The sequence below is a fragment of the Paenibacillus sp. FSL R5-0527 genome, assembly GCF_038008055.1.
In the GTDB taxonomy this organism is placed as follows: domain Bacteria; phylum Bacillota; class Bacilli; order Paenibacillales; family Paenibacillaceae; genus Fontibacillus; species Fontibacillus macerans.
Map to the genome: position 1 here is coordinate 5,929,175 of NZ_JBBOYI010000001.1, position 23,926 is coordinate 5,953,100.

Annotated in this window: 19 protein-coding genes and 1 pseudogene; 2 read left to right on the forward strand and 18 right to left on the reverse strand. The window is 43.6% G+C overall.

Going from position 1 to position 23,926, the window contains the following annotated elements:
* Positions 1-827 precede the first annotated feature (827 nt).
* From NYE69_RS26355 to NYE69_RS26430, 16 genes and pseudogenes are all read right to left on the reverse strand, one after another.
* Positions 828-1,538, reverse strand: a complete 711-nt coding sequence (locus NYE69_RS26355; RefSeq protein ID WP_340928715.1) for a hypothetical protein — start codon at positions 1,536-1,538, stop codon at positions 828-830.
* Positions 1,519-2,292 (reverse strand): hypothetical protein, encoded by a 774-nt coding sequence (locus tag NYE69_RS26360; RefSeq protein WP_340928716.1) that lies wholly within the window; start codon positions 2,290-2,292, stop codon positions 1,519-1,521. Before NYE69_RS26360 ends, NYE69_RS26355 begins: the two co-directional genes overlap by 20 nt.
* 16 nt (positions 2,293-2,308) lie before the next feature.
* Positions 2,309-2,758 (reverse strand): hypothetical protein, encoded by a 450-nt coding sequence (locus NYE69_RS26365; protein WP_340928717.1) that lies wholly within the window; start codon positions 2,756-2,758, stop codon positions 2,309-2,311.
* Between the two features lie 1,290 nt (positions 2,759-4,048).
* Positions 4,049-4,792 (reverse strand): HNH endonuclease, encoded by a 744-nt coding sequence (locus tag NYE69_RS26370; RefSeq protein WP_340928718.1) that lies wholly within the window; start codon positions 4,790-4,792, stop codon positions 4,049-4,051.
* Between the two features lie 28 nt (positions 4,793-4,820).
* A complete protein-coding gene (locus NYE69_RS26375) occupies positions 4,821-5,513 on the reverse strand; it encodes a hypothetical protein (RefSeq protein WP_340928719.1) in 693 nt (230 codons plus the stop codon).
* Positions 5,514-5,546: 33 nt separating this feature from the next.
* The gene (locus tag NYE69_RS26380) at positions 5,547-6,101 is read right to left on the reverse strand and encodes a hypothetical protein (protein WP_340928721.1); all 555 of its coding nucleotides are present in this window, start codon (positions 6,099-6,101) and stop codon (positions 5,547-5,549) included.
* A 16-nt stretch (positions 6,102-6,117) separates the two neighbouring features.
* Positions 6,118-6,324, reverse strand: coding sequence for a DUF5348 domain-containing protein (locus NYE69_RS26385; protein ID WP_340930541.1), 207 nt, complete (start codon positions 6,322-6,324; stop codon positions 6,118-6,120).
* 85 nt (positions 6,325-6,409) lie between these two features.
* Positions 6,410-6,583: a hypothetical protein gene (locus NYE69_RS26390; RefSeq protein WP_340928723.1), complete on the reverse strand. Its 174-nt coding sequence runs from the start codon at positions 6,581-6,583 to the stop codon at positions 6,410-6,412.
* A gap of 1,474 nt (positions 6,584-8,057) precedes the next feature.
* Positions 8,058-8,936, reverse strand: coding sequence for a hypothetical protein (locus tag NYE69_RS26395; protein ID WP_340928724.1), 879 nt, complete (start codon positions 8,934-8,936; stop codon positions 8,058-8,060).
* Positions 8,914-9,738, reverse strand: a complete 825-nt coding sequence (locus NYE69_RS26400; protein WP_340928726.1) for a hypothetical protein — start codon at positions 9,736-9,738, stop codon at positions 8,914-8,916. The genes NYE69_RS26395 and NYE69_RS26400 overlap by 23 nt, the downstream gene beginning before the upstream one ends.
* Before the next feature lie 27 nt (positions 9,739-9,765).
* The gene (locus NYE69_RS26405) at positions 9,766-9,921 is read right to left on the reverse strand and encodes a hypothetical protein (protein ID WP_340928728.1); all 156 of its coding nucleotides are present in this window, start codon (positions 9,919-9,921) and stop codon (positions 9,766-9,768) included.
* A 13-nt stretch (positions 9,922-9,934) separates the two neighbouring features.
* A complete protein-coding gene (locus tag NYE69_RS26410; protein WP_340928730.1) occupies positions 9,935-10,279 on the reverse strand; it encodes a hypothetical protein in 345 nt (114 codons plus the stop codon).
* 167 nt (positions 10,280-10,446) lie between these two features.
* Positions 10,447-15,705, reverse strand: coding sequence for a hypothetical protein (locus tag NYE69_RS26415; RefSeq protein ID WP_340928732.1), 5,259 nt, complete (start codon positions 15,703-15,705; stop codon positions 10,447-10,449).
* A 463-nt stretch (positions 15,706-16,168) separates the two neighbouring features.
* A complete protein-coding gene (locus NYE69_RS26420) occupies positions 16,169-17,737 on the reverse strand; it encodes a copper amine oxidase N-terminal domain-containing protein (RefSeq protein WP_340928734.1) in 1,569 nt (522 codons plus the stop codon).
* A gap of 349 nt (positions 17,738-18,086) precedes the next feature.
* Positions 18,087-18,290, reverse strand: a pseudogene (locus NYE69_RS26425) (RNA polymerase subunit sigma-70); the annotation flags it as partial.
* A gap of 972 nt (positions 18,291-19,262) precedes the next feature.
* Positions 19,263-20,465 (reverse strand): hypothetical protein, encoded by a 1,203-nt coding sequence (locus NYE69_RS26430; protein ID WP_340928736.1) that lies wholly within the window; start codon positions 20,463-20,465, stop codon positions 19,263-19,265.
* A 332-nt stretch (positions 20,466-20,797) separates the two neighbouring features.
* Between NYE69_RS26430 and NYE69_RS26435 the strand changes: the two genes are divergently transcribed.
* Complete coding sequence (locus NYE69_RS26435) at positions 20,798-21,517, forward strand: gamma-glutamyl-gamma-aminobutyrate hydrolase family protein (protein WP_340928738.1); 720 nt, start codon at positions 20,798-20,800, stop codon at positions 21,515-21,517.
* Between the two features lie 60 nt (positions 21,518-21,577).
* Here the strand turns inward: NYE69_RS26435 and NYE69_RS26440 are convergent, their stop codons facing one another.
* Entirely contained in the window at positions 21,578-21,949 is a 372-nt protein-coding gene (locus NYE69_RS26440; protein WP_340928740.1) for a DUF488 domain-containing protein, read from the reverse strand.
* A 339-nt stretch (positions 21,950-22,288) separates the two neighbouring features.
* Positions 22,289-23,221: a ribokinase gene (gene rbsK, locus NYE69_RS26445; protein ID WP_340928742.1), complete on the reverse strand. Its 933-nt coding sequence runs from the start codon at positions 23,219-23,221 to the stop codon at positions 22,289-22,291.
* Positions 23,222-23,405: 184 nt separating this feature from the next.
* Between rbsK and NYE69_RS26450 the strand changes: the two genes are divergently transcribed.
* Positions 23,406-23,858 carry a flagellar brake protein gene (locus NYE69_RS26450; RefSeq protein ID WP_340928744.1) on the forward strand — a complete coding sequence of 151 codons (453 nt, stop codon included), beginning with the start codon at positions 23,406-23,408 and terminating at the stop codon, positions 23,856-23,858.
* Positions 23,859-23,926: the final 68 nt, after the last annotated feature.

Genomic DNA, 23,926 nt, shown 5'->3' on the forward strand with positions numbered 1-23,926 from the left:
TCATAAACTCGAAAAGTTAAAAAATATCCCCTGAACAAAAATTGTTACAGCAAATTGGAATCCGGTCATTCAAAAAAGACAAAGTGCCTTTACCCCCATTAAGGTAAGGCACTTTGCTTAAAACAGATTGCATATCGAAAATTCGATACTTTAATGATAAGTCCTTAATTATTAACAGAAACCCACTCTCACGATTGTTACTGATGTGACCTAAACACCTGATAAGTACAAAATCCTAATAAAAATGACATGAATAGATTTCGCACTTGATTAAAACTCCTATTCAAAAATAATAAGTCGAAAATTTAGGGGCTTCTTTAGAATCTGAGTAAAAATCAATTTTCAAAAATAGTTTTCAACATTCAACCCCCCCAAATGCCCACTGCGCCCTAATTCATTGAATCCTGATAGCTTTAACACATAAAAAGATCCACTCTCGCGGATTTAACTGCAAGAGTGGATTAAAGAGAAGGGAAGAGAGGATGACACCTACCCAGAGGGAGATGTATTATAATACGAAAACTTCTCTCTATTCGTATCGAACCACAAAATACTCTCCAACCTTTGATGAAAAACTCCATTATAAAAGAAAGGTCAGTTACGACCGCTGGTTTACCCCAATCTGGTTAACCACGACTGTTGCATCAATAGCCGTACTTACATAACCTCCATCATTAAAGATAAGACTACAATCAATAAAAAACTAATCATCCTTATACTGATCACCAACTTAAATTCTTTCATTAATGGAACTTTTATCTTATCTTTCATTACAACCAGATTTCCAACCATAAGGATTAAAGTGCCGATAATTCAACTAAAAACAGCTACTTAAAATGCTGTAAACTTACTGCCACTTTTGTGATTAGCCTTAGTTCCTGACAAGGAACATCGTTCGGATTTAACTCACCAGAAACCATCTTAACAAAAGTTGTTGGGTCATAAACCCGAACTAACGCACTCACGGGACTACCACCATCTTGCATAAGAAATGGGGAAATACTCATGTTGACTAACATTAGCTGCCATCTGTTATCGGGTTCGATCAAACCGATAAACAGTCGCTTGTAAGGGTTACAAGACTCCAAACTATACTGGACAATTCGAGTCGCTACCATCAGCAATAATTCTTCACTATAGTCAAACTCCCATTGAATAGTATACATTCCATAACAACCAAGAAGGTACGTTCCTTTGATCCATTTCATTTCCCGTACTTGATAAAGCGGAGATTTTAGGTTTGTAAGTATGGTCAGGCAACGAATTGGTGTCTCGGTAACTGAACTCGTAAAGTTGCTTGAATCGTGTGGAATCTTCTTGATCAGTTCAATAAAATCCTCATCAATAAAATGACGAAGTGAGCGATACGAAACAGAATACGCCAACCTAATAAAATAATCATCTCTATAAGGAAGAGAAGCTAATTGAAGCATTTGATCAGGAGTTAAAGGCTCGAACAATACCCCATCAAGAAAATACACCTCTTCAGGAGAAGGAAAACGGTATTTCAATAAATCATTAATCCGCATCGGGCGCATTTACCTCATCCTCCTCATTCATATAAGGATTCTGTTTTTCGAGCCACTCAAGCATATGGCTCACCTGTTGCTGGATGGTGCGTTGTTTTCCCGTTTCATTTTGGCTAAACTTACCGCTAAAGAAAAGTTTTAATGCCTCACGATCCAAGGCTGATCCGTTACGACTGCTTATTAAAGAGAGAATATGAGCGATTTTTTCTGGATTACAAAACTGGGTGAGTAAAAATTCTGCAAAATGAGCAAATACCCCAAGCCATGTTAACTCCTTCTCACAATCCCTAAGCTTATAAATTGGATTGTACTTAGGCGAAGGTAGAAAGCGCGAGAGTCCCGGTAAGAAGTATCCGTATGTGTCTGGTTGATCCGTTTTTACTCGAAACATTTGGACAGCTTCATTGATGGCATCTACAGTTTTGGCTTGCATCACATTGTCTAACGGCTGCTCAATGATTCGTCTAACCTTATCTGAAGCATTTTTGACTGTTTGCTCTACAGCATTTATATTATCGATCCCAAGTCGGGCTGCAGTTGTTCGGCAATTCAAACCCGACTTGAAATATTCCTCAAGTCTCTTCTTCGTATCCTTATGTTTGATATAGGAAAGGGATCGTACATACCGAATCAACTCATCCAATGCATCTAATCTGCTCTTTTCCAATTCATACTGATCACTGTAAATCTCATCATTCAAACGACTAATTACATCTTGCCGGGCATCTCTTACTTTACGAAAGATATTGGGTTGGTGTGCCATTATGATACCCCCTCCCTTAATTCCGCGCGATAAAACGTCTTAATTGGACATTTTCAATAACATTTGCTTTATACCAATTGATAATCTCTTGAACCTCAGCAATGGAATTCGTCCGAAAAAGTAGATTTATGATTCCAGTCTCCAAGACAGACGATGCCAACAAAGTCCTCAACTGATCCCTAACAAAACGCATATGACCGATACTGCGAAAGCCTAGTTTTTCCGCTTCTTCACTGCTGCATCTGCCATCAGTCAAACAAATCATTACTAGAGCCTTCAGCTTGGGCGATTGATCCATGAGTGCCTTTAAAAATCCGGTAATCATCTTTATTACAGAGAGCTTTAATATATAGAGTTGGCGTTCATTGTCTGTCAGGTTCGGTGAAGTCAACTTGGCACTAATCTGTGAAGAAACTTCAACTAACGAGTTGAAATCGGTCACAATCTGTGATCTCACATCAGTCATGTCCCAACATCCCTTCTGGTGTTTTTCAAATGGATCTCCAATTTTGCTCAATCAAGTCCTCTGAAAACAACAAAATCAACTCTTTACATGTTGAACCGACCCCCAACTTAGGGAAATAATCGTTTTTTGCCGTACTTTTAGGCTTGTGGAGGTTTAGATTTTCGTGAAATTCCTAGACGCATAAAGGGAAAACCGCCCGAGGGGGATGAGCTGAATAATTTTATACAAGTAGCCAACCCTCAGTAATATAAAATTGCTCACTTTCAAACTGTCTAAATCGAACTAACATGCCCTTGAAAATAAAAATTATTGCTCGGGGAATGTCGCAATCAAAAACGGGGTGAAATATGACTAGATGTGACCAATCGAAGATAGGATTCTTGAGGAAGTAAGCAGAAAACAACACAATAAAGCGCATTTGTTCTTTGCTCCATGTAAGACACCTGAAAAATACTTGAACGAAATCTTAATCTCTGTTGATAGAAGGTCTACGTTTGGGGTAAATTGATGAAACCGAGGAAAAGCAACTTAAACGAAGGAACAACCATTTTTGAAGAAACATGCAATTCATACCCCAAATTGGAATGCGGTACTCAGCATGACCCATACTTGAAAACCAAAATTTTATAAAACACTCCTTCTATACAAAGCATAACTCGTTCAAAAATAAGACATAACAGAAACTTTTGTAAAACTACTCCGCAATTTTATTAGAGAACTCAGTCTTTTTATAATCGAAGTCGTGCTAATTCTAAAAAGTATTAACATATTATAAATCCACTCATTGTTGTTATAATAGTAATCTGCATCGTTCTAAAATACTCACACTTTTTCTAAAAGAAGTCTTTCTTTTTATAAAACCAGTCCTGATTTTTATACAGATACACATTTGTGAGCTAAAACCAGTCCTGATATTTTAATAGATTCTCATTGTCGAGCTAAAACCACTCCAGTTTGTAATAAAAATGAATTACCGCCCGACTATTTCTACTTTTACGATTCAAAGGAAAAACTCCGATTAACATTTAAAGAGTTAATATAATGTCCCCGCGCTGTTTGTTAACTCCGAAAAATAAAGTAAGTTATAATCATTTAGAGCTTATGATCGATTTCTAACCGATTCTCGGTTTGTTTACTAATCAAATCTTGTTCTGCCTATGAGTTAAAAACCGTAACCTTACAACTTGTACGTTTATATTTATAAAGCGCAGAATCAACAACCCTGATCCTGCGCTTCAAATACTACATAATATTACCATTCGCCATATACCTCTATCCTTTTGTTAGTATTTAACTTACAATAGGTTGACTCTCGTTCCCATACATTTGTTGAATTGTGCTTACCACTAATCTTGTAAACTCCAACTTTTTTGCTTCAAGAATTGGTTTCATAGTAAGGTAGTGCTCAGTATTTTCTTCATCTGTACAAAGCTCTAAGTTTTCAGGACGATTATCATGCTTATTTAGATTCCGATGGTTTACGACTAAACTATGAAACTCTTCAACAGCATATATCGCCTCTTGTCCGAAATATAAAACTGCAATTAGCTGATGATCCTTTATAAAAATTCTATCTGCTCTAAAACCATTTTTCCCCCATTCTATTCCATAACGATGTGACCTACTTAATCTTGAACTACTTTTCATCAGCCATTTTTTCGGAGTAGGATCGAAGAACTCACCATCATACACAAGTTTGGTTTCACCCGTTATATAATCTCTTAAATAAATCTGGTTATTTTGAATTACCAATTCGTACTTTTTATTATTGAAATAATAAACCCCTCCTGTATCAAAACAAACCAAAAGTGTGTACTCATCGTAATACGTGGAATAAACCCTATTCATCAACCATGTCTTACGGCGTCTCATTAAAGCAAGTGCACGTTGTTTTATCGTATAGTTATCATTGATTTCAATATCTGTACTCTTTTCATCTAAAACTGGAGTCCATTCTTTACGCCAATGCTCTTTAACTTCCCAATCTTCAATACGGGGAAGTGTTATTGTATTAACAATATTTGTGATATTCATAAGATAACACTCCTCATGTTTTATTTTTTCAAACCACTCTCTTACCCCTCTCATCAACATCAACGATATACTTCCTCCGCCCTAAAGTTTCATAACCGGCTTCGTTTCGATCATCACCTCCTATGACTGCCCTTAATTCATAGTCTTCATCCAATATGTCCAGTGCATCCATTAACTTTCTACTATTAAGGACTGTCTCAAACAGTTCTTCCTTTTGATACTTTTTAATCAGAAAGATAATCGGATTGATGTATCTCTTATACCCTGTGGTCAAGGCATTTCTTAGCAGTGTTCGAATGTTCTTACCATCAACAATTGCCACTTCTGATGCAAATTCATTGAACTCAGCGATAATCATTTCCTTATCAAGTTGCTCAATTAGAAGATCCACTTCCGTTTTTTTGTTAAATCTTGAACCTTTACTAAAAGTCGATTCAGTGATGCCTTTATATCCCTGTTCCCATTCATCATCATTAATAAAGTTAACCTCACGACTAAACTTTTGAAGGTTCGAATAGTGTTCGCATCTTACCGAATAACCTTCTACATTGACATAATCACTACTATCAAGTCTTCTTTCAAGACAGGCAAGAATGACCTCGCTTTGCCATTCCTTACCCCGCAAAGACCGATTTTCCCGATTGTAACCAAGGGCAATCATTGATGCTTCAAATACTTCTTTATCCGTCTTATTGATAGAAAAGCTAATCACCGAACGCATTCTCCCTTCCCCTCTCTCTCTAAAAAGCAGAACTTAAACCTTTAATTCGAAAATCTTGACCAATTCGCGGAACTTATTGTAGCTTATCGACAATTTCTTTGCGGCTTCCGGTCCCGATAATCCCTTTACTGATTTTGATCCGTTAACATTCTTGGTACGGTAGGCTTCATATACCTCCAGAAAATTTGGTGGATAAGGCTTGGAAGGTCGACCAGCTTTCATTTGTTTCGATTGTTGACCCTTAGCCTTGTCCTTTTGAAATTCTACAATCATAGAAAGTGTTTCATACCCCTGTTGCGTCAAGATACTCAAATCATTCGACTCAAGCATTACCAAGGCTACATCAATATCCCTCAAAGTGACAATAAATTTACGTAATTCGGTAACATCATCTGCAACATCGCATAAATTACGAATTACGACAGTATCCTGAACTTCAAGTTGCTCCAACATTGATTTCAAAGATTCACCATTCGTGAACCCGAACTCGTCCGTCAAGTCTATAAAAATTTTGTCCACTTTTGCTTTGTTCTCAAATTCTTCAATCTCCTGTTTCCGTCTTACACGAAGGTAACCAACTCTTGCCATATTCTCGACCTCACTTTTATTTCATGTTCACCAGATATCTATTCGATTTCCGAAGGTTAAAACTAACCCCATTAATGATCAGATACCAGTCTCGATCCATCTCAATCCGGCAAGGAATGGCACTCTCGCCCAAATAGATCTCGAAACATTCACCACAATGGAGTCCATAACTATCTCCATCTTGTCCAACACACCAGCGATCTGTATCTGGATCGTAAAACATCGGAACCTTTCTCTGCACCGAACTGCTCACCTCCTTTCAAATCAACTTGTGTTCTTTAACAACAAGGTGCGTTCACTGTTGCAAATCAACCAACGAGAAATTTGGTAACAATCATCATAATGAAGAACCCAAATGCCAACACACCTGAAACGCGTCCTCTAACAGTCTCGCCTAAATCATCCATCGCAACGGTGAAGAAACGAAACCCAAGGAAAAAGCTCAGTAAACCCCAAAACATAATCAACAATTGCTCCATCATTTCAATCATCCTTTCTCCCTCAATAATATTTTCTTTATTTTTCCTTTTCTAGTACAATTTACCTATTTCGTTCGTATTACGAGTATAGCTCTGATTTAGTCACTAAGCAAGTTGTTTTTTAACTAATTTAATAATATTTTGACTAAACCAAAGAGCCGAAAACCCTTGATACGACTGGATTTTGGGCGACCGACCATCGACCGAGAAGCGACCACAGCGCGTGACGAGCCTGTACGCCCCTGTGTACGATTTTCAGGGGGAGGGTAATAGGACATAGCCCTAAGCGAGGGCAGAAGGCGCAGAGGGCAAATATGGAGGGCAGAGCAAAAGGCGAACAAGAAGCGAACAGGGGCGACCCCGTAATGAAGGGGGAGGGGACTAAGATACCATTTCATACCATTGCGGAAAAATACGAGTTTAGCGTCTGATGAACATTCAAATATCGATTTGGTTTAAGTTAACTCTCGAAATTTATATCATCTCAAGTTGATCAGAGTACCTTTTCCTTTGTAGATTGCAGATCTTACTCCACGAAATGGCATTTAACCCTCTGTCCATACCTCCTCTCGCAACGACAGGTTGTGCAAAATCATTTGTCATGGCAACCCCTCCATCGAGAAGTGTGCTTTTAGAACCTGATGTCGTTACTGCGTCCTGAACTATCGAAAACCGTATTGGCGAAAACTGTGCTTTTACCATAGGTTTGCGACAACATGCTGTCAGTAAGATTCAGACTTGACAGCTCATCCACTACCAAATCAACCTGGGGGACTTCATTGAACTTTCAGGTGTTTTTATAAAACCGCTGCTGGACGTTCTAAAAGCTGCAGAGTTGCATGAGCCATTTGAACCTTGACCTTCCATCCACCGATTGAAGCCAACTGCCTTAGAAAGAGCATGATTAAACCTTTCGGAATCGAACAGGATGAAGCTAAGTGCCGACAATGAACCAGAGCCGCCATTCAAACGAACGGTATGAGCCACCTGTCTGTCGTTTTGTAACGCTTTTGAAGGCGGGGTAGACCTATGACAGCCGAGGGGGTTGTAAGGGCGATTTTGGAGCCTTTGTGAAGGGCGTGGACGACCCCCGATATGGGGAGAAAAATCACCCTGACCTAATACGAAAAAATTCGGTTTACGAAAATGCGAATAATAAAAACCTCGATGCAGTGATCCTTAACTCTCATTCTTCAACAAATATCAACAGTGCTCCGCAAGATCACTGACAATTTACCTCCGAATGTGTTAATTAACCCCGATTTCAAGACGGATTTGCGACAACATGCCGTCAGAATGAGTCCAAGTATACCGGCACAAGTGTGCTTTTAGCGTGGAATTTAGATCCTGTTGTCCAACTGTCATCCTCAAGTGTGATTTTAGCGATGCTTATTTAACCTGTCGATCAAACTGTTATCAAAGTTGATATCCCCAAATCGAAGTAAAACAACCGATTTGGGGATATCATTCAACTATTTTATTTGATTGGATTGATTGGGTAGACTGGTTGAATATCTAACCTTGAAAGTAAGAAGTGCGGAATTACAAAATTTGTCCAAATAAATTCTTCCTGTACTGTATCCGCCTTACCTACATTACTTCGCGGTATTTCCCCAAGTTTATACTTATACCATCCTCTTTCTGGAGAAAGATAGTCATATATAGTGTTATCAGTCCCACAAAGGATGACCTTCATTTGGGTGTCCACGATAGTTCTGACCATCTCCTCATGCATCCAGTTAGGAAATGAATCTTCGTAGCAGTCAGCATTAACATATGGCGGGTCTAAAATCGCTAGAAAATCACTTCTATGACCATAAATCTCAAAGAAAATCTTATAACTAGCACAGGTCACACAAACATCTCGCATGATCGGGACAAGTTCCATAAAACGCATTAGACTCTTATGCTTTATTCCTCGTTCAACATTTGGTCTATAATACTTGATCCTATCTCCAGCTCTACTGAACTCTGCTACAATAAGTGTAAGTGCAGCTGATTCGATTTGCGGTGTGTCCTTAGAACGTCTCTTCTTTCGCGCCTCATGAAATGCTTCTTTAGTTTTATATTCATCCTGCAATTGAAATGCTAAATCAATCACAGCTTTCGCTTTATTTTCATCAGCGAGACAAGCCATCAAATTTGAGATACCTTCGTCTAGCTCATTGTATATTCGAATAGGTATTGAGAATCTATCTAATTGTGGAATGAACTTATTCCCTCCACCAAAAAGATCGAGTACACCAATCATTTGATAGGATTTCACTACAAAACGAATGATAGGGATAAGCTTCTTCAATAAGCGGATCTTACCGCCTATAGTTTTTAGTGTTTTAATAAACTTTATCTTTATCATCCACATTCCCTCCTTCAGATGATACTGAAGGATCAATCTTAAAGACATATGCTTTCATCGCAACCGTATCAGAAAGCGAGACCACAATGTCCTTTCTTGGTTTTTTACCCCCTCCGCAATACAGAAGCCCTTTCTTAACGAGGTCATCAAGGATAGCACCATACTTATTAGTATATGGTATTTGAAATAACTCACGAAGGTATTCAGGTATGATCGCATAAGCATTTTTGCCAAATTTCTTCACTTGTTCCGGCTTATCTAACTGAACACCATGACACCATTCTTTATTGAAGGCATTACTACTTCTTTTCGGAAATACCGAACGATTCTCCTCAATATATTCGACAACTAGTTTGTAATACTCCAAGCTATCTTCGTTTTCGGAAAGATCCTCAGTTTCAGAAATATAATGTTGAAATGCTGTATCGTGCGTTTTATATAAACCTGCACGAATTAAACACCTAATATATTCCAAAAGGGGTTCAAAGTCTCTTTCGGGATCAAAAATACCCCGATTCACTAATTGAATGACTACTTGCTCTCTTTTCTTTTTATCTATTAGATCAGAGAGAGGGAAAAATACCGGTTTTGACTCTCCCCATACGCTGGTTATCTTTGGTACAAAAATCTTACCATCATAATTTGGGTACTCCACATGTAAGAGTTCTACTTGCAAATTTTCTTCAACCATCTCCCGCAAGCCTTTAGGAAACACATCTTCTTTTGTATTCAGTTCATCAGGTTTGGGTAATACTCCATTTTTAACTTTCACTTGATCTAAATCCACACTAACTTTGCTCATTTCCAGCCACCTCGACTAGTGAATTTTTTATTCACTAGAAGAGAAAAAATCTCTTAATCCAGATCGAAAACTTAATTTCAACTCCGTCACATATATCTCATCTCCCTCAATATATTTTTCAGCTCCCCCCCCTCCCTTCAAGACATCCCATAAAAAAAAGGCGCCGCTATTCACGACACCCATCAGTGGATTTCCTTTAACCTACTTCATCATCGTTTGATAATAAATTCCTCGATAGTCTTTGGTACTTCTTCACGATCCGATAGACTTCAGGATGAGGACTGTACATTTCAACCTGGAGTTCGCCAAATAATTCATGCATCCCGTAGATCGCAATTTCGACAGGCTGATTCTTTTTGAAGAAGTACGCCTCGATCTCTGTAAACATTTGCTCGATTAACCTTAAGACAGGTTCGTCAAAGTTCCAAGGGATCGGATCGCAGAAATAACCTTCCGATTTTTCATGGTCTGTTAGCAAAGGAGAAACCGGTTTCGACCAAGGAAATCGAGTGTGCAGATCTGATTCAGATATGCTGGACATGACAACACCCCTCGCAAAATAATAGAAAAATTGGTGTTGTGGTACTATACCGTAAATCGAAACATCATCGCAAGAAAAGAAGGTGCCGATTTTTTCGACACCTTCATTTCAAGACTGCTATATCCAATTCAATGCCAAGCCTTTTACAACCCCCGAACAGACAACCATTACGGACTGGAGAAACTGTCTAAAACACTCGCGTTGCCAACCACAAACTGCGTGGATTTCTTGACCCCGAAATCACCCTTGGAGGAATCGGCAACCATTTCGACAACAGCCACCTTGTACTGGAGTAAAGTATGCCCCGTTTTTCCTTTAGAGAAGAACTGGTTCTTATCTACCGGAACTTCCAAACCGTCAATCTCCATCGGAACTTTATCGACTGTCATGTAGGAAGGAAGATTAAAGGTCGTAGTATACTCTTTTACAATTAAGACAGTCGAATCTTCATTGTAGAAACCTTTATCGACTGCAAGATCATTCGTTCCTCGAACTGCATTACCAAGGTTGGCTACAATATCCTCTGTCAGTTCAGCACCAGCATTACGCTCAAAGGCGTTAAAGATGTTGTCTTCACCCATGATGTGCATGCGAGTCAAAGCTTCCTTCAATTCGGTCGGCAAGCTGCCCAAGTTGCGGTTGCCATTTACCCCGATCAACTTACCGCCGCGCACTTCAAGAACGTACATCTTTACATCTTGATTCGACTGCTCCGCCACAACTTTTCCTTGTTTGCCACCATACTCCTTACCGCCAATCACCAGCTTTCCATCCGCATCGAGCATCACCTTCCACTTGCCCGTAGCTTCATCCTTAGTTGCATATTTGGATACGAAAGCTTCATTGATTGCATCGGTCGAGTAGGTTGTGCCCGGATTCCAAGCATTTTTCAATGCGGAGTTACCAATGTCCAAAGCGAAGGTCTTCAGTTCAAGCTGACCTTTAACATCGAAGCTCGTGGTTACCCCGCTGCCTTTATAAAGAACCTCTTTGCCTGATGCATTAAGGCTTGTTGCCAACTGCTTCGCATTCGAATCGGTTGCTACCGAAGTTCCCGTGACCATCGGTTCAACTTCAACGTTAACAAACTGCGCCACATTGTAAGTGACTGGCTTGATCGGGCGAAGTCTATCTCCTGCGACAAAGGCGACACTCGTGTTACCGTTATGATCGTCATACGCCATCAACACTTCCGGATTAACCTTCAAGGTCTCCGTACTTTGATTCGTCTCCCAATGCTTGCCGTTGACTGACTCCGAAGCATTTTCAAAGGTCTTCGGGGCGGTGCTGTCCTTCGGAATGTAACGTTGGAAGGTTACGGTTGTATCATAGTCCGCTGTATCGTAATTGCTTATGGCGTTAGCGGTTCTTGGCTCCCACTTATAATGCCAGTGACCCCCGAATGGAGTGTCATGATAATAATCAGGAACTTGTTTGTCCTCAGTGTAACGGAACGGATCAACACCGCTATCGACCCCATATTGGAACAAGAAGCTCTTGGTTACCGTTGCTTGTCCTTCTGGAGAACCAACACTGGCAGAACCGATACGATTATCGAATAAGGTGATGTCGTTTATCCAAGATGCAAATTTATTGTTGCTGATTGTGCCGTTGTCTTTTAGGGCTAACAGGTCTCCGGCAAGGTTGAACTCGGCTGAAGTATTGTAAGGCGAGAAGCTGCGATACGGTGTGTCGTTGAACAACTTCGCTCGGCTGATCGCCCAAGGAACTTGGCTCAGATTAGGATTGAGTAACTTAAAGGTCACATCTGATGGCGATACGCTTGGGTTTCTGAACGTCTCAATCGGAAGTTGGAGACTGAACGTTGCCGGATTCTTAGCCGATGGAGAAATATCTCCCCAATACTTCGACAGTCGCCATTGCGGGACTTCAAGTTTGCTCTCGACTTTTTCATTTTTTGGAGCGGCTTCTCGCGCTTGAACGAATAAGGTGATTTGAGCATTGGAGAACTCACCAGTGCCTTCATATTTGTTTTCTACCGATGACGATCCCGATGATTCGTCTCCGCCCAAATACTTGTTCAGATCGAGCGGCAAGGGAGTATCATACCCCAAACGGATCTCCCAAGTACTCGCCCCCGGAGAAGGAACAGGAATGGTTAAATCTTCGCCTACAGCTTCCTTTGTTAATACCGCTTTATTGATATTCTCATTGTCCTTCTTATCAACTAATGTAAATCTGGCGTCTTCGTCAGGGAGAATTTTATAAGTCTTCCCTTTATAAGTTACTTCCATTCCACCTCGAATCACGGAATCCGAATCATTACCGACACCAAGAACACCTAAATATCTTTCACTATGTTCCGTCCATCCGTTTACTGGAACATTGAAAACCTCGTTCGTAGGATTGCCATCTTTATCGACCACTGTGACATTCAATTGTGCATCGATTGCTGGCGTATTGGCTTGCTCAGAATCCCCATACCCCCAAGGTTGGAAGCCCCAACCACCGAACGGATTAACGGAAGCATCGGTCGACATCGGTACGCTGTCGGTTACCGGCTTTAAGGTTCTGGCGTAGTAATCCCGCGCATAGGTACGGAAACTGAACGGCAGGTTACCATTTTCCTTGTACGGAGAAAGTGAACCTTGTTCAGCGGTGGTAGCCCCGCCTTTCGATACAGCTTCATATTCCCGATTTGCGGTCAACCCCTGAACGACCGTATCGGTCGGACGAGCAACTTGTCTTGTCCAAAGATACCAGTCGGTCGCTTGGTGCATTGGGATGAAGGCATAATCTCGGTCAAAGGCAGAGCGATTGTCCTTAACACTTATTCCCACTACGACTTGAGCAAAAAAGATCAGCTCACCCTTCTTAAATTTGTCCCTCATCAACTGTTCAAAAGCGATAAATTCATCGCCAGTTAGGATGCCTCTGGATTTAATAAGATCCAGATACCCCCCAAACATTAAACTACCAATGATTTGAGCATCGATTTCACTTTCATCTTTCCGATTGGTGATATAATCTTCGATCATGGTTTTCAAGGCTTCACCGATAACCCGATCATTTCCTAGACCGGATAACGATCTATTCGGGTTATTAGGATCAATGTTGTAGAGAACCTCACCAATAATCTGTTTGAAGTAGTTGGTTTTATAATTCGGATCTCTATTACGAGCAAGGTCGGCATACTCTAATGTGCGCTTCATCAAGTCTTCATGGCTCTTTCCGGCAGGACTATTCGGGTAGAGTGGGTTATTTCCATAGAGGGTCTTCACTCCGATACCCCGTTTGAAGGTGATTAAGCCCGAGCCTTGCTTTCTCCACAGGGTGTCCGATACCTTACTTGGAGCCATGTAGAACATCAAGTCTTCATAATCGAACTTGAATGGATCTTCAAGATCAGCAACCCCTGAGGAAGCCGATAAGACCTTCTCGCCACTTGGCTTTACCTTGTTAGGAATGAATCCGAACTGAAGGACTGCAATTTGATCTGATACTTGGAATGTTCCCGCTGGAGTCGATGAAGTCGCATTTCCTGTTGCAGGATCAGTTCCTCCGACATTCGCATCTGATGCGTAGGCTGATGTCGGCATTACCGCTGAAAAAAGTGAAGTTACAAGTGTCGCAATCAATAAATAGCCCAGTAACTTGGTTTTGGATGAGGAATCTTTCTCCCTGGGTATAGCAACCACTTTACGATCATTGGTGTTGCGAATGTTATTAAGGATGTTACGGAGTTCGTCTAAGTCCTTTAATCTCTTTTTCTGATATCGCACATACCAAATAAGTATTGCAGTATTTACTATCACCATTACGATCAATGCGATAGCTAGAAACAACTGAATATGAATATTACCCCCATCCACATGGATAGTTGCTTCGCTAACACTTGTAGTAGACTCGGCGGCGAAAGCTGATGTCGGTGATACCGCTGAAAAAACAGTGGTTAAGAGTGCCGCGGCTAATAAAAGACTCATCGTTTTGGTTGTAAGTCCAGATTTTTTGCGGGTCTTCAAATACCCCATCATCATTAAACACGCTCCCATTGCTGCCATGACGAACAGGATGACTAAATAAATGATTGGGTCGCCGGTATGCGGTGTGCTTGCTGAACCTCCAAATACCACTCCAGCACCTAAAACGACTTTGGTAATCGGGGATTTGGCGTCAATAGCGACCGTCTCCACTTTACCCGTATCGTTGTCCTTGATCATGTATGACTCGCCTGGTGTTACGGCGAAGGTCTGTGGCTTTGTTCCCGTGTACTTCTTGTCAGCGATCTTGGTGACGTTGATGACCGAGAAGTTATAAGGGTCCCCATCCTTGCTGATTTCGAGAACATGTTTCGGCTGAATGGTGCCCTTGATGCCCCCTTTACCCCCTTGGATAGTGAGGGAAGCGGAATCGAGCTTGACATCGGCGTACTTGGCGTTGGAAACCTGGAGTTTGTACTGACCGTCCGCTAATCCTTGGATGGTCGTGCTGTCAAGATTGAGCGTGTGAGTGCTCGTCACCCCATTTGCATCCGTTAGGGTGAGGTCGAACTCCGACCAAGCTTTGCTCAAGTCGGTATTGGCATCGGTCGATAGAGATACAGCAATCTTGCTATCGGATTCAGAAGTTGCCGATTTGAAAATGATGGGCAGGATGACCGCAGACTTCTGTGTTCCTGCAACCACTGGTGCCGGTAACTCGACCTCGGCTTTGCCATTGGAGCCGTCTAATGCAGTCAACCCCTTTGCGGATACGAGGAACTTCCATGTCAACTTGTCGGTGTCGAGCCAAATCATACCGTGGTCGTCCGAAGTCGCTTGGAATGAACCTTTACCCTCCAACAGCTTGATCTCGACAGGTGTCTTCCTTAACGGAACGCCGGACTCCGATTGGAGCGACAGACCAATCTTCTTTGGGTTGGTTACCAAAGATGCTGTGAGCGGGTGGAGCTTGGTTGCGGTCAGGTCTCGGAAAGCTCGCTCATCATTGTCGCCCTCGTAATAATCGAAGGAGTCGATAGTGAACTTGACGTGAGTGTTCAATTTGAGATGGTAGCCATTGAAGTTAATCTCCTCGATGATGCCGTCCGTCTTTCGCAGGATTAAAGCCAATTCATCACCAAGTCGATACCCCGGATGATTAAAGATCAGGCGGTACTTCCCGTCTTGGTAATTCTGGCTGTTACCTATGGCGGTACTGATCAACTTGTCGGTCTGGACATCCCAAAGCTCCAAGGTGAACTCGGGGATGTAGGTGTTGGTATAGGTTGGGTAGTAAATGTCCACATACAGACCGTCAGTGACAACCCTTTGGCTATTGTCCGTCAGATTGGATAGACTGGTCAGAGTGGGATTTGTGGGAACTGCGGTCTCTATGTTTCCGGTTGACTCAGCGGCGAAAGCTGAAGCTGAGAACAGCGAGAAACATAGAGCCAGTGAAGCCATGAAGCTGCATAATTTCCTCATGCTCTCTCCTCCTCGAAAAATCTGATTGGTTGGAATGCCTTGAAGATTAGGCATTTAATCTTCCTGCTATTTATAAAATTGATGGGAATTCATCTCGAAAAAGTAAATGAACTCCATATGTAATATCGGGAATTGAAAAAGACGGTGCCGGGTGGGACACCGTCTCGGGATGCGGGGTAAAGTGTTTCTTCAACAACATCTGCTTTGCAAAATGCACTGAGTGCAATATCCTAAAATCGGGTGGATATACCCCCTCGAGAAAATATTGGTTCACGATTACGTTCCAAGTCTCAACCTGTTTATCAAGTCCGTTGTTCGTACTACTGAATATTAATCAGTCCTATCGTTACTATTTGTATTTCTACTTAATTCCAATGTCCAAAAGTAGAAAAAATCTCTGAAGAATTTTTTCGGAAAATACTAAGGCGATGTCGCTCAAGACATCGCCTTAGTACTCATTACCCTATTCAAATATGGTTCCAAAAGTGGGCTGCGAAATAACATATGACCCGTTGGCTATGGCTTTTTTAGGATCTGCTTTCCTAAATGCCCCCGAACCCGTTTCCCACCATTCTCCGTTGATTTGAATCAACACTTCTGCGTGGTTGTTTCCACCAATAATCATGGTGTTAAAGCCTAGACTGTCGAAAACGGCTGAATACGTCTCGGCTATTGGATCACAATCAATTCTGTTCAAAATTAGTGCATCATAGATAGAACGAGGTGTGCCGTCAAGCGGATCAGTCTTACCCCTGAGCAAATCAATTGCAACTGTTGATGCCTTACTTACTGTTCTGATCACATCTTTACTAACGCCCGCTTTAACAAGTTCACCGATACTTCCTTCAGCAATTTTAAGACCAATATTTCGTTCGGATCGATCCCTCCGGTCTCCTGACCATCTCTCACCTTCAAGAAATAACTCGAAATACTCGTTGTACATTCCACCAAAGACAACATCGTCAAACCCCTTTAAAGCGTCCTCTACAATCGCGAGAGACTGGTCATATTCCGATTGAGTTGATACTCCATACGTATGACGACCATACTTTACCTTAATTCCGTTAATTACCTGTTGTGAAGCTTGATCGGTATGTCCTGCACTTTCAATGTAAGCGGTCATTGTTGACCCATCCCATTTTACCCCCGAGCCAAGGGCTTCGCTTACGAAACGGAGGGGAACCATCGTGTGACCGTTCAAAGACTGAGCCTTGGCGGTCAGTTTCACCGGACTACCATTGATATAAGCAATGTCTCTATCTAACGTTAATCTTATTACGGTATTGCCCTTGGTTGCGGTGACAGTTCGGGTTTCCCCGTCCCATTTGATCTCGGCTCCCAATTTCTCAAAGATTGCTCTCATTGGAACCATCGTACTGCCATCGATGATAACTGCAGGTTGGGGGAAGGATTGGATCTGACCGTCCATGACTACGGTGACGTTATTCTCGGCTACGGACGCGATTCGTACTTCAGCCTTTTTACGAACTGGCGGTGGGGTAGCATGATTTGAAGGAGTGGACATCCCCATTTTTGCCTCAATGCTTTGTAATGTCTCGTTGATCGAATTCCCTTTTCCCCTAAGCTCCGTCAAACCATCCCCGCCATATTGAGCAATCACTAACTTAGTGTCCAAGATGGCATCCTTCAATCCAAATGTGAACCTATAGCTGATATCGTCATTCAATTTGTCATCAATAGCATGAAGGCTATTCGATATCGCTTGCAGAGTCTTCGGACTCCATCCGATCTCTTCGATGGCTTTGATCGCCAATCGTAAATTGACCACAAGCTCATCTTCTTGGACTTGGATTTGCTGTGAAGCTTGAACAGAGGTTGGGGAATTGGGAAGATCGGGTGAGGTCGTTGCAAAAGCGGATACCCCTCCCATAGCGAAATTGCTCAGCATGAACGAACTTATCAGGATTCCCTTTATAACGAGATCGAATGAACGTTTCGGCTTACTATGTCGAGTATACGTAGCTTCCATCTGCAATTTAACATCCTCATTTACATATGGCTTGTTTCTCATTAGGCTGACCTCCTTCATCGAACATGTACTTTATGTAATGTAATTAATATCAATTTTCTTATCTAAAAATTAAGACAAAATTCCTATCAAAAAAAAAAAAATGTCCCTATAATTAGAACACTTCTCTTTGATTTCTAATCCTGTAATTCTATGCTCATCTCAATAATTTACTCTTATAAATTGTTAATTTTTGCTACAACCCCCAAAACAATAAAGGTGCCAAAATAATGACACCTAACTATCTCAATTTGTTCCTAAAACCCTGATACAAAAGCATTTTCTTTACCAACTCGCTTAATCAATACATTCTCAGTAAACATAAAAAATTTACGCCGGACTTTGTTTATAATCTCTTCACGATATGCGCCACAAGCCGTAAATTGTGCTCAATCAAAATGTTGCGGGAAACCGCATCCCCTTCAGCCATCCGCTGAAGATGCTTCGTCTCCTCCTCCTCCGTGAGCGGCTGGGGAAATGCGTTGTTTTTCACGTAAGAGACGAGCAACGTCAACTGTTTGATGAACAGTGCTATGGCGGTAAATAATCCTGGCATAGATGACACCTCCTGCTGAATCACATGGCAATGAAAATAAACCTGCTTCATTTTGGGTCATTTCATTGTATGTGGGCAGAGGCCCAACCGTGCCTGTACGGGGGGAATTTTGACTAGGTTAATTGCCCGGTGACGGCATCCTTTTTCTTCTTTCTTAGCATAGACGAGTGGCTCCCCAACCTGTTCCGTTACTACTCCCCCCAAGCCAAAAGATAACCAATATAAACAGAAGGATTTTAATCCATTTATTCAAACTGAATTCTCCTTTTCTAAATTTAGTACCGATTGCTTAACTTCGATCGAGACACATTTTACACTGGAAATGACTATAAAACGTATTGAAAAAATCCTATTAATAAGCAAGAAATATCGGCAGATCAATATCCGCTGTCCAGACGCTTTGCACGATTATCCCGTTTGATCCGGAAGCAGAGAGGAAGATAAATTCAGGAGAAGAAAATAGGTTTGGGAGAAGCAGACCTGTTCGAGATCGTTAGACAGGTTTGTGAGCAGGAGGTTTAGGAGAAGTGAAGCAGACCTGACGGGAGGAATGGGGGCAAGGCACCGGGAAAAAGGAAAGGACCGTGATATGATTAGCCCCCTCCTCCCCCCTGAACAAGAGGGATAATCGTGTAAAGCAGCATGCAGGGATACCAAGCCACGAACGCTATCATAATTTATTTTATCAAGCACTAATCTCAGTTTTGAGCCTTAAGTAAACGACAATTTTTTGATATTCGCGATGAACAAAAAAACTCTCCATAAGGGGAGAGAGCAGACAACACCATTATCAAAGTGCAGGTTAATCAGCTGCAACTCTGCTCTTCGGCCGCGGCCGCTTGGCAGTATATTCGACAGAATACAAACGAGTACAAAAATTGCAAAATACTTTCTTGGCGTCCTAGGCCTATTTTTGTTTCACTATTCATTTTGCTCACCTGACCCTTTCACAATAATTTAGTCGATCCCCGCTCACTTCTTCGACCGGTAAACGATCACAAAATCGCTGTCCGTCCTCGCAGGGGCGATCCAGGAATCAGCGCTGGTAAGAAAGTTCGGATCATCCAAATCGATGATTAAATTCCCGGAGTTTTCATCGGATACTCCACCGTGAACCAGAAAAAGTCGATCGGCCGTTTGAGGCACTTGGCTTCGGTTTATTTTTACGGCAATCGGATCATCCCAGTCTACTTCGTTGCCATTATATTCTTGCTTGGGATAGCTCACGCGGTAAACGTTATCGCTCAGCAGCTTGTAGTCAAACTGATCTTCTTTGTCCGGATCCAGGACACTATAATCGGCCTTTGTAAAGGAATCGTCTTCCGTCAGCGGTCGAGCGGAAAAAACGACGTCTTCGGGAGTTCGGAATTCTACATTCTCCAGCATAGAGGCCAGGCTGATCCCCTCTCCGACATCAACATATTCAAAACGGTTTTCTTTCATTTCCAGCGGCTTCATGTCGGTTTCGGGAAATTCTTTCTTGATACGTTCTATGTATTGGGTGTTATGAATTTCTCCAGTGAGCCTGCAGTAATTATACGCGGGGCCATAAATAATCGGATCGATCGCTTGGGGATTTCTGATGTCCAGAATTTCCTTCATTCTAGCGTCCATATATTTGTCTTCCTTGTTGACGTATAGGGAAATCTCGCTTTCTCCGTTGCTGAAACGGCTTGCCAATTGGTGAAACAGTTCCTTGGTTTGATCGAAATATTGGTTCTGATTCGCCTTGCCGCCTTTGAAGAAAATCTCCAGCTCCAAGCCGAAATGGCTGTTCTGCAAAAATGTCTCCAAATCCCCGTCATATTTTTGCTTCAGCGTAAAATAATCGATACCTCCGTAGTCAAGTTCGCTGGAGATGCTGTACTTTTGGACGTAATACTCATCCGTTACTTTAAATTTGTCAATCAGCTGTTCTTGAATATCGGCTTTGATCCGTTCAGTTTGATAATTGTCCGAAAGCACATTTTTTAACTCATCGCTGTACCGGTTCCATGTGGGGCCGGCCAACACTCGAAAAGAGGCACCGTTAAACTCCAACGTAACCGTTCCGCTTTTGGGGACTTCACGCTTGAAAACGGGAATCGGCCCGTTCAGCCCGGCGTAGGACAACTTCACTTCCACCACTTTCGCATCGTCCATCCCGTACTTTTCCATGACGTAATTTTGAGCCATTTGGGCCAACTCTTTTTTTATTTGTTTTTCCTTTGCCTCCCTCGAGCCGGAGCATCCGGCAACCAGAATACAAACCGCTAAAATAATCCCTATGATGCAGAGGGTTTGAAGTACCGTGTAACTTTTCATCTGTTCACCTTTCCTAAAGTCGCGTTGCGCTCCATTCTTTCAAGATAGACTACCATATTATCAAGTGTATGGATAGGGTTGTCTGTCCGGTAAAGTGAAACCCCCCCGTCCTCCATGAACTCGTCTCTTTATCCCCGCCAATCATGTATAATATCTACTAAACTTATAGATTCGACCCTTATAGGGGTGGGGAGGGCATTTATATGAAAAAACCGCTGATCGGGGTTTTGCCGTTGTACGACGAGGAAAAGGATAGCTATTGGATGCTGCCCGGTTACATGAAAGGCGTCGAGGAAGCCGGGGGGATTCCGTTTATGCTTCCGTTAACGACGGACCCGGAAACCATTGCAGGCATCGCCGAAACGTTTGACGGTTTTTTGTTTACGGGCGGGCATGATGTTAACCCTGAAATTTACGGGGAGAAGGTCGAGCCGGTGTGCGGGGCAAGGTGCGAGGAAAGAGACGTTATGGAAAAGCTGCTGTTTAACCGGGCGATCGAGCAGGATAAGCCCGCATTCGGCATCTGCCGCGGCTTGCAGTTGTTTAACGCTTTGCTCGGCGGGACGCTGTACCAGGACCTTCCAACCCAGCGAGCAAGCGCCGTGCGGATCGGACATAAGCAAACCCCGCCATACACCATCCCCGTCCACGACGTTCACATCGAAAAAGGAAATGTCCTGTATGAGATCGTACAGACCGAGTCCTTAAAGGTCAACAGCTACCATCACCAGGGGATCAAAAAATTGTCAGGGCAGCTTATGGCCGCCGCAGTTGCGGAGGACGGGCTGATCGAAGCGGTCGTTATGCCGGACAAAAGCTTTGTCCTGGCCGTGCAGTGGCATCCGGAATTCAACTATAACATCGACGACAGCAGCTTTCGGCTTTTTAAAGCATTCGTGCAGGCGTGCCGCCCAGAGCAATGAAACCGTCCTTCACAAAGCCGGTCATACAACCGATATGTATTTGAGACACTGATAACCCGCTTAGCCGGTTAACCAGCGCTGCAGTACAACCGCATGATTGCAGGCCGGATCCTTGGCGGCATAAACGAGCGTCACACGCTGCTTCTCCGCTAACTCGCGGATGCGGGCCGCAAGTACGGCCCGCTCCGGGTCCGTCTCCAATTCCCGGACATAGCTATCGCTAAAAGCCGCAAAACGCTCCGGCTGGTGGTTAAACCATTTGCGAAGCTCGGGGCTGGGCGCGACGGCTTTCATCCATTCGTCGATCGCGGCTTGTTCCTTCTTTACGCCGCGCGGCCACAGCCTGTCCACCAAAATGCGATACCCGTCCCCCGAAGCAGGCGCTTCGTAAATACGCTTCACGGCAATCCGGCTTTCCATTGCTGAATCCATCCGACATTCGCATCCTTTCCATATTTTTTGCACTAAACTTCTAAGTTAACCTTCTGTGCTAACTTTCTACGCTAACTTTCTACGCTAAATTTCTCTACGCTAACGGTTGCCACAGCCGCTATTTGCTCCAATATCGTCGTTTTCAAATTCTAACGGTTGCCATAACGCTTATTTAGCTAAAACCCGGCGATTTGGGCTTAGATTTTAGCAGATAACAACGCTCACAACCGGATTTTTTTCTCGGACGGCCATGGGAACGTGGGGCTTCCTCCTGGGCCTGCTAAGGGTCCCCGCTAAAGGACCCCGCTAAGGGTCCAGTAGCCCTGGACCTGGAGGAAGTCACCCGCCAGCATTCCGCTTGGCCGCAAACATGCGGACTTCTTCCTGGGTAGGCATCCCTGCCTGGGCGCCGAATTTGGTGACGGCCAGCGCGGAAGCCAGCCCGGCGTATTCGACCGCTTCCCGCAGGCTCCGTCCCCGTGCGATCGAAACGGCCAGCGCGGCGTTAAAGCAATCGCCCGCCCCCGTTGTATCGATCACCGGTACCGGATGGCCCATAACGAAACGCACCTCGCCGCTTTCGTCCAAATAAGCCGATCCGCCGGCCCCCAGCGTCGTAACGACGTTGGCGGCTCCCAGCTCCTTCAAGCGCCGCATGGCCGCACCAAGCGTAGTTCCGTCGGCGGCAATGCCGGTATAGCCGCTCAGCTCGGTCCGGTTCGGCGTCATAAAGTCGGTGCAGCGAAACAGTTCTTCCGGCAACGGCTGCGCGGGGGCGGGGTTCAGCACGACCGTTTTGCCGAGCAACTTCGCTTTCCGGGCGGCGTATAGCGCCGTTTCGACCGGAATTTCCAGCTGCAGCATCACGATGTCCGCCTCCTTCAGCTTCGCCTCGTTCCGGTCGATGTCCTCCGGCCGCACCCGGTCGTTTGCCCCGGGGACCACCACGATGCTGTTATCGCCCTCGCTCACATAAATCGAAGCGATGCCCGTCGCCGTCCCGCTCAAGCGTTTTACGCCGGTTACGTCAACACCGTCCCGCCCTAGAGCGTTCAGCAGCTCCAGCCCAAAAGCGTCGTCCCCCACGGCTCCGATCATCGCGGCTTCCGCCCCGAGGCGTGCCGCCGCAACCGCCTGATTGGCCCCTTTTCCTCCGGGAACAAACCGGACCCGGTCGCCAAGCAGCGTTTCTCCCACCTGCGGGTGACGCGGGGTCTCCACGACGATATCCATATTCAGACTGCCGATAACCGCCACTTTCGTATGGTTCATTAACATTACTTCCTTTAAATTTAAATGTACATGAATGACATATGTAATTTTATCAAAAAAAACGTCCCCATTCACGCCAGGCCGGCTCGCCGGATCGTTTTTTAGAAATTGTCGAGTTTCGTATGGTCTACTAGAGTATAGTCTGCAGCTTCCAAATGAAACAGACGAAAAAGGAGGGGCCGCAATGAACATCGGCGAAGGCGATGATGCCGATTTCGCATATTTGAGACATCTTCAAACCGAGCGGGAAAAAAACCAGCACCGCCATTTTTTTCGCGTTGCTCTGGAGATCGAATTAAAGCTGCAGCCGAAACCGGCTGACCGCGCCGCCGGCAAGGATGAGCCGCTAGTTTTGACCACCCTTGACATCAGTGGAGGCGGTCTTTCGTTTCTTTGCCCGGATCCGTTGGAACGGGGCAAAGAAGTTCAAGGGTCCGTATATTTAAGAACGAACATCTACCAGAAGCATATTCCGTTTACCGGTAAAATAATCAGCTGCACAAGACATACCGATCAGAAATACCGCGTTGCCCTGAAGTTTGTCGAAATCAAAGACACCTTTCGTTCCGACATCATCCGCTTTTGCTTGTATAAACAAACGGAAATGCGCAATAAATTCAAAAACTATCCCATATAACCCCGGTTTTACGCCCGCCGTCAAGCAGGGACAAAAGGAATTCCGCCGCAAATGTCGAATCTTCATAG

What these genes read in the sequence shown, in the direction of transcription:
- NYE69_RS26370 (WP_340928718.1), bottom strand. Translation starts at nt 4,792, where the DNA reads ATGAATATCACAAATATTGTTAATACAATAACACTTCCCCGTATTGAA.
- NYE69_RS26355 (WP_340928715.1), bottom strand. Translation starts at nt 1,538, where the DNA reads ATGCGCCCGATGCGGATTAATGATTTATTGAAATACCGTTTTCCTTCT.
- NYE69_RS26360 (WP_340928716.1), bottom strand. Translation starts at nt 2,292, where the DNA reads ATGGCACACCAACCCAATATCTTTCGTAAAGTAAGAGATGCCCGGCAA.
- NYE69_RS26415 (WP_340928732.1), bottom strand. Translation starts at nt 15,705, where the DNA reads ATGAGGAAATTATGCAGCTTCATGGCTTCACTGGCTCTATGTTTCTCG.
- rbsK (WP_340928742.1), bottom strand. Translation starts at nt 23,221, where the DNA reads ATGAACCATACGAAAGTGGCGGTTATCGGCAGTCTGAATATGGATATC.
- NYE69_RS26390 (WP_340928723.1), bottom strand. Translation starts at nt 6,583, where the DNA reads ATGATGGAGCAATTGTTGATTATGTTTTGGGGTTTACTGAGCTTTTTC.
- NYE69_RS26405 (WP_340928728.1), bottom strand. Translation starts at nt 9,921, where the DNA reads ATGGGTGTCGTGAATAGCGGCGCCTTTTTTTTATGGGATGTCTTGAAG.
- NYE69_RS26420 (WP_340928734.1), bottom strand. Translation starts at nt 17,737, where the DNA reads ATGAGAAACAAGCCATATGTAAATGAGGATGTTAAATTGCAGATGGAA.
- NYE69_RS26410 (WP_340928730.1), bottom strand. Translation starts at nt 10,279, where the DNA reads ATGTCCAGCATATCTGAATCAGATCTGCACACTCGATTTCCTTGGTCG.
- NYE69_RS26385 (WP_340930541.1), bottom strand. Translation starts at nt 6,324, where the DNA reads ATGTTTTACGATCCAGATACAGATCGCTGGTGTGTTGGACAAGATGGA.
- NYE69_RS26365 (WP_340928717.1), bottom strand. Translation starts at nt 2,758, where the DNA reads ATGACTGATGTGAGATCACAGATTGTGACCGATTTCAACTCGTTAGTT.
- NYE69_RS26395 (WP_340928724.1), bottom strand. Translation starts at nt 8,936, where the DNA reads ATGATAAAGATAAAGTTTATTAAAACACTAAAAACTATAGGCGGTAAG.
- NYE69_RS26430 (WP_340928736.1), bottom strand. Translation starts at nt 20,465, where the DNA reads ATGGCTCAAAATTACGTCATGGAAAAGTACGGGATGGACGATGCGAAA.
- NYE69_RS26440 (WP_340928740.1), bottom strand. Translation starts at nt 21,949, where the DNA reads ATGGATTCAGCAATGGAAAGCCGGATTGCCGTGAAGCGTATTTACGAA.
- NYE69_RS26450 (WP_340928744.1), top strand. Translation starts at nt 23,406, where the DNA reads ATGAACATCGGCGAAGGCGATGATGCCGATTTCGCATATTTGAGACAT.
- NYE69_RS26380 (WP_340928721.1), bottom strand. Translation starts at nt 6,101, where the DNA reads ATGGCAAGAGTTGGTTACCTTCGTGTAAGACGGAAACAGGAGATTGAA.
- NYE69_RS26435 (WP_340928738.1), top strand. Translation starts at nt 20,798, where the DNA reads ATGAAAAAACCGCTGATCGGGGTTTTGCCGTTGTACGACGAGGAAAAG.
- NYE69_RS26375 (WP_340928719.1), bottom strand. Translation starts at nt 5,513, where the DNA reads ATGCGTTCGGTGATTAGCTTTTCTATCAATAAGACGGATAAAGAAGTA.
- NYE69_RS26400 (WP_340928726.1), bottom strand. Translation starts at nt 9,738, where the DNA reads ATGAGCAAAGTTAGTGTGGATTTAGATCAAGTGAAAGTTAAAAATGGA.